Genomic DNA, 13,036 nt, shown 5'->3' with positions numbered 1-13,036 from the left:
AGGTCTATTTTAATTTTAAGGTTGTTTCTTCTCCTTTGTACTTAATGATCTGAGGTTTATGATTTCTTCCATCTACCCATATTACCTCAAATTGTCTTTGCTTTAACATTCCAGGATATTCTCCAATCCGTTTTCCAATGGTCAACGTTCTACTTTGGTCATCATACTTCATAGGAATCATGGCATACTTACCGTTCTCATATTCATTATTCTTGCCCTCGTCTTCGTAAAGTGTGAAGGAGCCGTCAGCCCCGGCATAGACGTAAAGTGAGATTTTATCGGCCGGTTTCTCATCTGAGTATTGTAGCTCCGGACCTAGAGGTAGTATGGCCCCTGCCCTCACAAACAGTGGTATTCTCTCATATGGCGCAGCCGCTTCAATGATCTTACCACCATTTTCCTTACTTCCGTTATAGAAATCGTACCACTCATTTCCCGCAGGTAAGACCACCTTTCTACTTATCTGACCTTTTGCAGTTACGGGATTAACTAGTAAATACTTACCCAAAAGGAATTGATCATTTACGGAAAGGATTTGGGGATCATTAGGATACTCCATTCCTAAAGCCCTTAGAAATGTTCCGTCCTTATGATAAACATCTCCAGCTAAAGAATATAAATAGGGCAGCAACTTGTATCTCAACTTAATGTAATACACCATGCTTTCATAGGCGGGATGACCTGCTGGCGCTATATGAAAAGGTTCTCTAAAGGGAAATTGTCCATGGGCTCTAAACAGGGGTAAAAAAGCACCATATTGGAACCAACGAGCATTTAACTCTCTCCATTCTTCTAAATCTGCGCCCTCTGCCTTATGCCATTTTCTCTCTACTAGGAACCCACCGGCATCCATAGTCCAATAAGGTGTTCCGGACATTGAAAAATTAACCCCAGCCGATATTTGATCTTTCATATCGTGCCATCTACTAGAAATGTCTCCACTCCATGCAATGGCCGAATATCTTTGCTGCCCTGCAAAAAAGGAACGCGTCAAAATAACCACACGTTTATTGGGATCTGTTTCTCTTTGACCCTCAAATATACCTCTGGCATTTTCCAGAGGAAAAGCATTATAATAACGTGTAGAGGAACCAATGGCTGGTTGAAAAACGGATTTCCTCTCCGCAATATTCAAATTGGAATGAATGTCAGGCTCACTAGCATCCATCCACCAAGCATCCATTCCTAGTTGGTACAATTTTTCGTTCATCAAGTTCCAGAAGCCCCTTCTAGCACCTTCATGAAAGGGGTCATAAAAGGTAGAGGTATATCCAGGCCCTATCCAGTCCCTCCTTTTATCGTAAATATTTCTCAGATACAGCCAGCCCTTATCTCTAAATTCAATATAAGGAGATGCCCTCTCGTTGATTTTTGGCCAAACAGATATCATCAACTTATAATTGGCCTGATGCAACTTTTCAATCATCCCCTTTGGATCAGGGAATCGAGTTAAATCAAAATCGTGACTACCCCAATCATGCTCTGACCAGTAAGACCAATCTTGTACCAGATTATCAATTGGAATTCTTCTCTTTCTAAATTCCTCAGCCACTTGCTCTAGTTCAGCCTGCGTTTTATATCTTTCCCTACTTTGCCAATATCCAAAGGCCCATTTAGGAAGAATCTGTGCCTTCCCGGTCAACTTTCTATACCCTTGTATGACCTCATCTCCGGTAGATCCTGCTATGAAATAATAATCTATGCTATCTCCAGCCTCAGAAGAAAAAGAAAAGGTATTTTGAAGTTCATCAGGAAGCGGAGCTTGCCACTGTAATCCCAGATACGCTTGCCCCCCGTCCGGCACCCACTCCATCTTCAAATCCACCTTCTGCCCCTGCTTCATCTGCAAATCCAACTCAAAAGAGCCTGCATTCCAACTTTCCCTCCATCTATCCTCTTTCAATTCCCCATCAATCCAAACTTTCAGATAGCCTGAATAATTGAAATGAAGACGATGCAAGCCTGTATATGGTGACTCTATTTTACCTTCATACCGGGCTAAACTTTTACTGAGATCCACTTCTTTGGGAAGTTTATCCTGATCACTTAAATACAAATAGGAGATCTCTGATTCCGGTCGGGTAAAAATTACTTTATCTGCTGATGATTTGGCATAATAATTAACCGTCAACCAACCCTTATGACCCTCCGCAGAATAGAGTTGGAATGCTGATAAGGGTAGCAATGGGCGAATATCCCCCGCTTTAGTAATGGAATAGTTATGCCATAAAATCCCATAATTTTTGGTTGAGTAAAGAAAGGGAATACCTATCATGGTATTGTACTGCAAAAGCGTGACCTGCCTTCCCCCATTGTAATTCATTACTCCATTTTGATGCTGTCCTAACCCATAAAATGCTTCTTCCTGACTTACCTCAAAAGTTTGTTTAACTCTGTAAAATGAATCACCTGAATAGCTATCAGCCTCAAAACTTTCACTGGACCTAGGTCTTTCTGCTAATAGAACTCTGCCTTCCGCATCCTCAAATTTTACGGCACCTAAGACTTTATCAATGATAGCTGTAGCCTTCGGAGTTTTCAATTTAATAAATTGTGCATCCTCCTCTTTTGACACGGAAACACTCTCCATTTTGCCTACTACTGATAAGTTTTCAGTCCTTGCTACATTCGTCTTCTTTGGGAAGGAAGTGACATGAAAGGTTTGGTCATTTAAAACTTCAACTGTCAATTGAAGTTCAGGTCTCCATGGATTTGCCGGCAGTGTCAGCAGGACGGACTGTGGAGTCTGAGCCATGCTTACCCCAGAAATCCATAGGAAAAGTAGTCTAAATAGTTTCATTGGATGAATCAAAGAAATTTTTAGACAAAAGTATTAGTCTCAAGACTCTTGAAAGGGGCGGTTTTGTTAATAAATAGGGATCAATATGTAAACCAAATCAGGATTTAATCTTCCTAAAATCAGTGGGGTTATGCCCCCATTTTTCTTTAAAGAACTTAGAAAACGCCTTGGGGTTATTATAACCTACAGAATAAGCTACTTCTGCCACTGTTAGACCCGTGTCTTCTAACATCTTTGCGGCCCTTTTTAATCGAATATCTCGGATGAATTCAGAAGGAGACATTCCTGTTAATCCAAAGATCTTTTTGTAAAGACCTACTCTACTTACATTCAAATTTTCAGCTAAAATTTCAACAGAAAATTCAGTATTACTTAGATTAGCTTCGATCAGTTCCAAGGCCTTCCTTACAAATTTCTCATCAGAACTCTCCGTTTCCGGTACCTTAACTTCTATACTTACTTTCTTTTTGAAGGCCTTTTCCAATGAGCTTTTTTGCTTCAATTGGGTCCTAAGTTTAGTAAGCAGAAGTTCAACATTAAACGGTTTTATAATATAGTCTGAAGCTCCTGAATCTAAACCTTCTATCTGTGCACTATCAGAAGAAATTGCCGTTAACAAAATGACCGGAATATGCTTTGTTCTAGGATCTCTTCTGATTTTCCTACATAGCTCTAAACCTGACATTCCCGGCATATTAATATCTGAAACAATGAGATCAGGATGATAACTTAACACTTTCTCCCAAGCCTCCTCACCATTCCGTGCTTCTTCTAATGCAAATTCTTCTCTAAGATTATCTAGCAGATAGAATCTAAAATCTTCATTATCCTCCACTACTAAGATCTTTTCTCCCCCCAAATTGCCTCGCCTCTCTATCCTTTGAGTGGGCACAGGTGCAGGATCAAGCGGAATTCTAACATTGAACGTACTACCCATTCCCACCTTGCTTTCAACAGAGATTTCCCCTCCCATTAATGAGACATACTCCTTTGTGATAGAAAGTCCTATTCCACTCCCCTGATTCAAGACAGATTTTAACAAATCATCTTGAAAATACCTATCAAATATCCTCTGCAATGAATCATCAGGAATACCCATTCCGTTGTCCCCAACTTTGACATTTAAATATTTACCGTCAATAGTGGATTCAAAGAACACTCTTCCACCCACCGGTGTAAATTTGAAAGCATTTGAAAGTAAATTAAAAATTATCCTTTCTAGTTTATCATGATCAAATCTACAAGTAAATGGCTCGGCGGGAATCTGAATTTGATATTGTATTTCCTTACTTTCAGCTAAATCTCTAAAAGATCTGACGTGATCTTTAAGTTCAGCTATGATATCACCCTCTACGGCATGAAGGACTAAAGAACGGGTATCTATTTTTCTAAAATCCAACAATTGATTCACCAGATTCAAAAGCCTTCGCGCATTCCGATAAACAAGATCCAAATGCATTCTTTTATGGGCATCCGTTTCTAATTGAACCAATTTCTCCACCGGAGTCAGGATTAAACTAAGAGGAGTCCTAAACTCATGACTCACATTTGTAAAGAATTTTGTTTTTAGTAGGTCCAGCTCCTTTATCCTTTTCGCCTCCTCTCTTTCTTGTTGAAGGGCGAAAAGTCTGGCCTGATTACTTTTCTCAAAATATCTTATGACCAAAAGGATGGAAGAGATAATGATAAAATAAAATGCATAAGCCCAGGGAGTCTTCCACCATGGAGAAGATACATGTATCTTCAAAAGTGTAAAGGGGGCACTCCATTGCTCCCCATCCAAAGAGGTTATCACCTTGAAAGTGTATTCTCCAGCATTCAAGTTGGTAAAGGTGACCAAATGATTATTCCCATCTAACCATTCCGTATTAAAACCTTCCAAAATATACTTCATCTGTACCCTCTTGGGATGTAAAAAGTACATGGGAGAAATGCTTAAACCTATCACATTCTGATCATGTCGTAGAAATATCTCTTTAATAAAAGGCAAAGTTTTGTCTAAAATAACTCTCCCGTTTACTACTTCACCCACTCCTATACTCCTATTAAAGAGTAAGAAGTCAATTAATTTTGGCTGCGGAATTTTACCTTCCTGATATAGATTTTCCGAACGAATAATATTAAAGCCCTTTGGACCACCGAACAATAGTTCACCCGATCGGCTTTTAAGTGCCGCATTTTCATTAAAAGCAGCCGACTGCAACCCATCTTCTTGATCGAAATTCCTAATGATCCATTGTTCCTTCTCCACTAACATGGAGACTCCTTTAGCCGTGCTCATCCATATTTTTCCACTCTGGTCTTCCAAAAGTGTATGAATAGTGTGGTCTTGAAGTCCCTCGTCGAAAAACTTAAAACGCTCACTTTCTGCATCAAAAAGGTGTAGACCATCTCTCGTAGCCACCCAAAATCTACCTTTTGAATCCTCGAGAAAATCAGAGATATATTCATTTCTTAACCCATCCGCCATTCCATATTTTTTCACCTTCTTGGTTTTCGGATCAAATACTTCTATACCTGTGGCAGAACCAAACCACAATCTACCCTTTCGGTCCTCCATTATGGCACAGATGTAAGGAGCAGATGGTCCCGGGATGTCTCTACCTACTTTGAGAAATTTGCCGCTGGATCGATCTAAAACCTGAGCTCCACCTGAAAGAGTACCAATCCATAGATTCCCCCTACTGTCTTCAAAGATCTCCCAAACACTATTATTACTAAGGCTATAAGGATCATCAGCCTGATTTAGAAAGCGGGTAAACTTTCCGTTTTGAAATAAGTTCAGTCCTCCGTGGTAGGTACCCACCCATAATCTATCTTCTTTGTCAAGATATAAGCTAACTATCACATTTGACCCTAGACTCTGAGGCTGGGAAGGATTATGTAGAAATTGCTTGTAAGTATTGCTTGCCTTATGGTAAAATAATAAGCCACCTCCATTAGTACCGATCCACAAATTCCCCTCCCTATCTTCGACAAATCTATTTACATCTTCATAGGGTATTTTATGATTCCGAACCACAGGAAATTGGATTAATTGTTCGTGATAATAATTTAATCCACCTTTATATGTACCTACCCATACTATGCCTTCTTCATCACAAAGTAAAGCAGAAGTACCATTATGACTTAGGCTCCTGTCATTATATTCTTCATTCATCAAATAGGTAAGCACCTGTGTACGAGGATCAAATAGATTTACCCCGCCATGGTCAGTAGCAATCCAGATTTTCCCTCTTTGGTCTTCCGTAACACCTATTACTGTATTGTTATTAAGGGGATAATGAGGAGAAGAAAGCGCAAAAACTTTTGGAGCCGTACTGATATCAGGCCACCAGAAAACTCCGTTAGGTGTATTTGCAGAGAAAATCCACGGTGAACCTTGTCTGTCAATAAAAATTCTATAGTTAGGATCTGCCTTGGAAAGAAGTTTCTTTCTGAACTGTAGTTCCAAACTTTCTGCATGTATCTTCTCTATATACCCGTCAGCATACATCATCCAAATCGCTCCATTGGGATCCAAAGCAAAAGAAACCGCCGCTTTTCCTGAGGAGTACGTATCGATCTGACCGTTTTGATACCGTGAAAATCCACCATCAGAATGTAAAAGCCAAAAGCGGTTATTTCTATCTTTTATTAGGTCTAGAAAATTCCCTTTGGGGAAACCCTTGGCACTTAGCAGACTATCTGAATTCTTATAGAAGGTCTCCTTCCTTTGATCTAGAACTTGAAGACCTTGATCCGTACGAATCCAAAGCAAATCATCTGGCCCTTCATAAATCTGATTAACTAAATGGATTCCCCTATATAACTTCAAGGATTTGCCGTCAAATCTGTGCAGTCCATCAGCCGTACCTATCCAAAGAAAACCGGTTGCCGACCGGCATACTGCGGTCACGTGGTTATGATTCAGGCCCTCATTAATGCCTAAACGCTTAAACGATTGTGCAAATACAGAGGCACTGGCGAATAGAAGGAAGAACCAGCCCCATGGCATATTACCAATACACCGAATAAAGTGCCACTAACATCAGCACGATAATCAATGCCCCTGCCACAAAACCAGGATGAGCACGGAACATAGACTTATCCACTTCCAATCCCTTAGGCACTATGCCTTTCTTATTCTCAATAGTACTTATGATGTACATTACCAAAATACAGATCAGGAACACAAAACCCATTCTATCCAGGAATGGTATCTCATAAACACCCACTGCATTAGGCACGGCAAAGCCCATTCCACTTAAGAAGGACAGATCGGCAAAATTCGGTAATACTTTGAAAAATACGGAGAGCAAGAAGCCTCCTATGGTAGCGAAAAGCGCCGCATTTGAAGTAGTTTTCTTCCAGAAGAATCCTAAGATAAACATGGCAAAAATACCTGGAGATACAAAACCGGTATACTCCTGAATGTATTGGAATCCTCCTTTCTTATCAATTCCTAAATAGGGAGCTATCATCACAGCCAGTATCATGGAAACTACCACAGTGATTTTCCCAACATTTACCAAAGATTTCTCTGAAGCCTCCGGCTTAATCTTCTTTTGGAAGATATCCAAAGTAAAGATTGTAGCAATACTATTGGCTTTACCTGCTAATGAAGCTACAATCGCAGCAGTCAAAGCGGCAAAGGATAAACCTTTCAATCCCGCAGGGAGTAAGTTAAGTAACACCGGATACGCCCTGTCCGGGTTCAATTCTCCTCCTTGTAACATTTCCGTTTGGAACATGCCTTTCTGATAAAGGAAGAAGGCGGCTATACCCGGTAATACTACTATTATAGGCATTAACATTTTCAAGAATGCGGCAAACAGAATACCATTTCTGGCAGTTGGCAAGTCTGCCCCCAACGCCCTTTGAGTGATATATTGATTACATCCCCAATAATTCAGGTTTACTATCCAAAGTCCCCCAAGTAACATGGTCAGACCCGGAATATCCAAATAATGAGGATTATCTCTTTTGAAGATCATGTGGAAGTGATCAGGCACTTCTTTGGTCAAGATCTCAAAACCCTTGATGGCACCGGTAGTGCCGTGTTTGTCTGCCACTAATTGCAGAGCTAAATACGTGGTTATAAGTCCTCCTAAAATCAAGAAAAATACCTGAATCACGTCGGTGTAGCCTATGACCTTCATACCGCCCAGAGTAATGAATATGGCAAATATCGCTAGGCCGTACATGCAAAGGGTGATATCAAGTCCCGAGATACTATTGATAGCTAATGCTCCTAAGTAAAGAATAGAAGTAAGGTTTACCACTACATAGAGCAAAAGCCAGAATACCGCCATAATCATGGCTACCGTCCCATTATACCTCTGATGTAGGAACTGTGGCATGGTGAAGATCTTATTCTTCAAATAAACCGGGATGAAGAACAAGGCCACAATGATCAAGGTAGCAGCTGCCATCCATTCATAGGCGGCTATGGCTAAACCGAAGTTAAATCCGGAGCCACTCATTCCTATAAACTGTTCAGCCGAAATATTGGAGGCTATCAGAGATGCTCCTATAGCCCACCAAGTGAGCGAACCCTCCGCTAAGAAATAATCTTTTGTGTTACTACTTTCCTTCTTCTTCCGATTGTAAATCCAAAGACCGTATCCGGCTACAATAACAAAGTAAATGAGGAATACGATGTAATCCTGGGTGCTCAAAAAGTTCATTAAGGTTTATTAGAAAATATATCGATTAATTAAATTCTCTAAGTATTCCTGCTTCCCGCTGATGACCTTAGGCTCACCATTTTCTGCTGCATAATTTCTTAAATCTTCCAGACTTAATTTTCCTTCTTCGAAGGCTTTTCCTAGTCCAGAATCAAAAGATGCATAACGGTTTGCCTTTAATTTGGAATATTCAGATTTTTCCAAAATTTCATCTGCTAAAAGCAGAGCTTTTGCAAATATATCCATTCCTCCGATATGTGCATAAAAAAGATCCTCTTGATCCGTAGAATTTCTTCTAATCTTCGCATCAAAATTGATTCCACCCCCTTTGAAGCCACCTGCTTCCAATATGATCAACATGGATTCAACAAGCTCATTGATGTTATTAGGGAATTGATCCGTATCCCAACCGTTCTGATAATCTCCTCTGTTAGCATCTATAGAGCCTAGTAGACCGGCATCAGCAGCCACCTGTAATTCATGCTGGAAGGTATGTCCTGCTAGAGTAGCGTGGTTAACTTCAAGGTTAAGTTTAAAGTCGGATAATAGATCATACTGTCTCAAGAATCCTATCACCGTCTCCGCATCATAATCATATTGATGTTTTGAAGGCTCACATGGCTTAGGTTCTATGAAGAAGGTACCTGTAAATCCATTCTTTCTGGCATAATCTCTAACAGTATGTAAGAAACGGGCAAAATGCTCTTTCTCTCTCTTCATGTCTGTATTCAAAAGAGTCATATAGCCTTCTCTACCTCCCCAGAATACATAATTTTCTCCGCCTAACTGGATAGTAGCGTCTAAGGCCGCTTTCACTTGTGCTGCTCCGTGCGTAAGAACATGAAAATCCGGATTAGTTATGGCTCCATTCATGTATCTCCTATTCGAGAAAAGGTTTGCTGTTCCCCAAAGCAACTTCACGCCTGTAGCCTTTTGTTTCTCCAGGGCATATTGAGTTAGAGCCTCTAATCGCCTTTCATTTTCGGCAACATCTGAACCATAATCTACCATATCTACATCATGGAAGCAGTAATAAGGCAGATTCATTTTGGTCAAAAACTCAAACGCAGCATCCATCTTATCTTTAGCTCTCACTATGGGATCTTGCTTTACATCCCAAGGGAAAATATGCGTAGGTTCACCAAAAGGATCTGAACCATTGCCATTGAATGAGTGCCAATAGGCCCCGGCAAATTTCAAATGTTCCTTCATGGTTTTTCCTCTTACTATTCTATTTGGATCATAGTAGCGGAAGGCCAAAGGGTTATCTGTATCCTTTCCCTCATATTTAATCTCACCAATACCCTTGAAGTACTCTGTATCTCCTGTTACAATAGCCATTATTTATTTAGTTTAGTAGTTAAGATCTCTTTCCAATTTTCATATATATCCTCATATCCTCCTTGAGGACTAATAGTCTTTATTTTTTTCACACCCAAAAAGGCTTCCTTAGCAGAGGCAAATGCTCCTGAGCCCAAACCTGCTCCTAGGGCAGCCCCTACGCTTCCATCGTTATCATACAATTCCACTTCTAGGCCAGTAGCCTCCACAAAATCCCTTTGAAACACCTCACTTAGAAACAAATTGGCATGACCGGCCTTCACTTTACTGGCATTCATGCCATTTTCTCTCATGATATCTAATCCGTAGCGGAATGAAAAAGCAATCCCCTCTGTAATACCTTTCAAAAAATGCCCTTTATGGTGACGGTTCAGATCCAGATTTTCAAAATGTGCGCCAATAGTCCTGTTATGGAATATACGCTCAGCCCCATTCCCAAACGGAAGCACCCTGAGCCCTTCTGCTCCTGCAGATATTGCAGCCGAACTGGCATTCATATCTTGATAGGAAATAGAATTACCTAAGAGCTTTTTGGCCCAACTGTACAATATTCCCGTTCCATTGATGCAAAGCAAAGTTCCTGTTCGCACTTGATCAGGGGTATAATTCACATGGGCAAAGGTGTTCACCCTAGATTCCGGATCATGCACCAAAGCATCACTGACCCCATAGATCACTCCAGAGGTCCCTGCAGTGGCCGCAACCTCACCCGGCTCTAAGACATTCAAAGAAAAAGCATTGTTAGGTTGATCACCTGACTTATAAGCAATGGGTATACCCGATCTCAAGCCCAATTCTGCCGCAACATCAGATCGCAGTTCTCCATGAACAGAGAACACATCCTGAATATCCGGAAAAAAGGACCTTGGAAATCCGAAGTACTTCAAAACCGAAGTTGAGAGCTTGTTCTCCACAAAATCCCAAAATATCCCTTCAGAAAGGGCGCTAATACTGGTGGATAATGCTCCGCTTAACTTATACGCAAGGTATTCTCCAGGTAACATCACCTTATCTATCTTCTCATACACAGCAGGTTCATTCTCTTTTACCCAAGCTAATTTTGCTGCGGTAAAATTTCCGGGACTGTTGAGGTGGTGTTCCAAACAAAAATCCTTGCCTAAGGTAGAAAAGGCCTTATCTCCATATTCCACTGCCCTACTATCGCACCAAATGATGGAAGGTCTTAAGACTTCACCCTGAGCATCTAAAACCACTAGACCGTGCATCTGATACGCTATTCCTATGGCCTGTATGTCCTTTGGGTCATAATTTCGCTTCTCCTGGGATTTTTTTATAGCATTTTTAGTATTTTTCCACCAAGTTTCTGGATTTTGCTCTGCCCAACCCACTTGCGGACTCGAAATCTCGGCTTCTACTTCGGGATATTGAACAGAAGATACAATACGTTGTGTAGCAGCTTCAATTACAGAAACCTTTATAGATGATGTGCCAAGGTCGATTCCTAATAAGTACATGAGTGCTAGGGAAAAAAGAAAAATGCAATCGATTGCATAAAATTAGACTAAAGGCTTATATTTACCAAGAGAATCCAAAAAAAATTTGAAAAAGAAAGTAACCATCTATGACATTGCCAGAGAACTGAACGTTACAGTATCCACGGTATCAAGGGCACTTAATGACTCCAAAAGCATCAGCAAGGAGACGAAAGAGCAAGTTCGCGATATGGCGAAAAAGATGAACTATAGCCCTAACAAGCTAGCCGCTTCTCTTAAGTCTGGCAAGACATTCACCATAGGAGTGATAGTACCTAGTGCCCGAGTGCAGTTTTTTGCTTCAGTAATCCACAGCATGGAAGACCATCTCAAATCTGCAGGTTACGGGATTCTACTCTACCAGACGAATGAAAGCCTGGAAAGTGAAAAACAGGGAGTAAAAACCTTACTTGAAGCCCAAGTGGACGGCATTATTGCCTCTCTCTCCTTAGAAACGGAAACAGATGTATCCCATTTTCATGAAGTTATAAGACAGGGCAAAGCTTTGGTACTCTTTGACCGCTCCTTTGAAGGGCTGACCGTACCGTCAGTTACTCTTAACGACTTTAAAGCCGGATATATGGCAGCGGAACATCTTCTAAAGAAAGGTTTTAAAGAAATCTTATACATGGCACCTGTCCAGAATATTGGTATCTTTAGAAGAAGAAAAGAAGGGTTTATAGCTGCCCTAAAGGATTACTGTGTGCCTAATCCGGAAGAAAAAATACACTATGGAACACTTTCCATAGAAGGAGGAAGAACCTTTATAAGAGATTTAAATGACTTGCCTCAAGCCATCATTGCCGGAGATGACTTCACGGCCCTGGGCATGTTGAGAGAACTACAGGAAAGGAAAAATGAAAAAGTTGCCGTAATGGGTTTTGCGAATGAAGTGTTCTCTGAATTTATCACTCCTTCTTTGACTACTATTGAACAGCAACCCTATAAAATGGGTCAAGAGTGCGCTAGACTATTCTTAAATATGAGCCAAAAGAATAATATCTACGACAACCCAGAAGAAGTGGTACTGGAACCTATACTTGTAAAGAGGGCCAGTACAAAATAAAAAAAATCCGGGGGAAACCCGGATTATTTCGCTGAAGCGTATCTTTTTGCTACTTCATCCCAATTCACCACATTCCAGAATGCGTCTACATAATCTGGACGTTTGTTTTGATAATGTAAGTAGTATGCATGTTCCCAAACGTCTAATCCAAGGATTGGAGTACCTTTCACTTCCGCAATATCCATCAAAGGGTTATCTTGGTTAGGAGTAGAAGTAACGGCAAGATTTCCGTCGGCTTTAACGATTAACCAAGCCCAACCTGATCCGAAACGAGAAGTAGCTGCTGCTTTGAATTGAGCCTTGAATTCCTCAACAGAACCAAAAGCAGCTTCAATTGCACTTTTCAAATCTCCTGATAATTCACCCCCTTTTCCGGCAGGTGCTAAAATATTCCAGAACAGGTCGTGGTTATAATGTCCACCACCATTGTTTCTAACGGCTGGAGAAGCTTTGCTTACGTTTGCAAGGATCTCTTCGATACTTTGGTTATCCAATTCAGTTCCTGCAATAGCAGCATTCAAATTGGTAACATAAGCGTTATGATGACGATCGTGATGGATCTCCATGGTTTTTGCATCAAAATGCGGCTCCAATGCATCATTAGCATATGGAAGCGGTGCTAAGGTAAATGCCATAACTGATAAATTAATTTAAATGAATCTTATTA

At 40.6% G+C, this 13,036-nt stretch carries 7 protein-coding genes; 1 reads left to right on the top strand and 6 read right to left on the bottom strand.

Going from position 1 to position 13,036, the window contains the following annotated elements:
• Positions 1-4 precede the first annotated feature (4 nt).
• The 5 genes from LBYS_RS14720 to LBYS_RS14700 form a co-directional block, all read right to left on the bottom strand.
• Positions 5-2,800, bottom strand: a complete 2,796-nt coding sequence (locus LBYS_RS14720) for a glycoside hydrolase family 31 protein (protein ID WP_013409640.1) — start codon at positions 2,798-2,800, stop codon at positions 5-7.
• A 97-nt stretch (positions 2,801-2,897) separates the two neighbouring features.
• A complete protein-coding gene (locus LBYS_RS14715) occupies positions 2,898-6,797 on the bottom strand; it encodes a hybrid sensor histidine kinase/response regulator transcription factor (protein WP_013409639.1) in 3,900 nt (1,299 codons plus the stop codon).
• A 1-nt stretch (position 6,798) separates the two neighbouring features.
• On the bottom strand, positions 6,799-8,469 hold the full coding sequence (locus tag LBYS_RS14710) for a sodium/sugar symporter (protein ID WP_013409638.1): 1,671 nt from the start codon (positions 8,467-8,469) through the stop codon (positions 6,799-6,801).
• Positions 8,470-8,478: 9 nt separating this feature from the next.
• On the bottom strand, positions 8,479-9,810 hold the full coding sequence (xylA, locus tag LBYS_RS14705; protein WP_013409637.1) for a xylose isomerase: 1,332 nt from the start codon (positions 9,808-9,810) through the stop codon (positions 8,479-8,481).
• The gene (locus LBYS_RS14700; protein ID WP_013409636.1) at positions 9,810-11,285 is read right to left on the bottom strand and encodes a xylulokinase; all 1,476 of its coding nucleotides are present in this window, start codon (positions 11,283-11,285) and stop codon (positions 9,810-9,812) included. Before LBYS_RS14700 ends, xylA begins: the two co-directional genes overlap by 1 nt.
• Positions 11,286-11,370: 85 nt before the next feature.
• On the opposite strand from LBYS_RS14700, the gene LBYS_RS14695 reads away from it, so the two are divergent.
• Positions 11,371-12,369: a LacI family DNA-binding transcriptional regulator gene (locus tag LBYS_RS14695; protein WP_013409635.1), complete on the top strand. Its 999-nt coding sequence runs from the start codon at positions 11,371-11,373 to the stop codon at positions 12,367-12,369.
• Between the two features lie 23 nt (positions 12,370-12,392).
• Here the strand turns inward: LBYS_RS14695 and LBYS_RS14690 are convergent, their stop codons facing one another.
• A complete protein-coding gene (locus LBYS_RS14690; RefSeq protein ID WP_013409634.1) occupies positions 12,393-13,004 on the bottom strand; it encodes a superoxide dismutase in 612 nt (203 codons plus the stop codon).
• Between the last annotated feature and the right edge of the window lie 32 nt (positions 13,005-13,036).

The sequence above is a fragment of the Leadbetterella byssophila DSM 17132 genome (genome assembly GCF_000166395.1).
GTDB lineage: Bacteria > Bacteroidota > Bacteroidia > Cytophagales > Spirosomataceae > Leadbetterella > Leadbetterella byssophila.
Note: the sequence above shows the minus strand (reverse complement) of the source record. Positions and strands in the feature narration are given on the sequence as shown.

Bases quoted from the DNA above. Each gene is read 5' to 3' on its own strand.
- LBYS_RS14720 (WP_013409640.1), bottom strand. From the start codon at position 2,800: ATGAAACTATTTAGACTACTTTTCCTATGGATTTCTGGGGTAAGCATG.
- LBYS_RS14715 (WP_013409639.1), bottom strand. From the start codon at position 6,797: ATGCCATGGGGCTGGTTCTTCCTTCTATTCGCCAGTGCCTCTGTATTT.
- LBYS_RS14710 (WP_013409638.1), bottom strand. From the start codon at position 8,469: ATGAACTTTTTGAGCACCCAGGATTACATCGTATTCCTCATTTACTTT.
- xylA (WP_013409637.1), bottom strand. From the start codon at position 9,810: ATGGCTATTGTAACAGGAGATACAGAGTACTTCAAGGGTATTGGTGAG.
- LBYS_RS14700 (WP_013409636.1), bottom strand. From the start codon at position 11,285: ATGTACTTATTAGGAATCGACCTTGGCACATCATCTATAAAGGTTTCT.
- LBYS_RS14690 (WP_013409634.1), bottom strand. From the start codon at position 13,004: ATGGCATTTACCTTAGCACCGCTTCCATATGCTAATGATGCATTGGAG.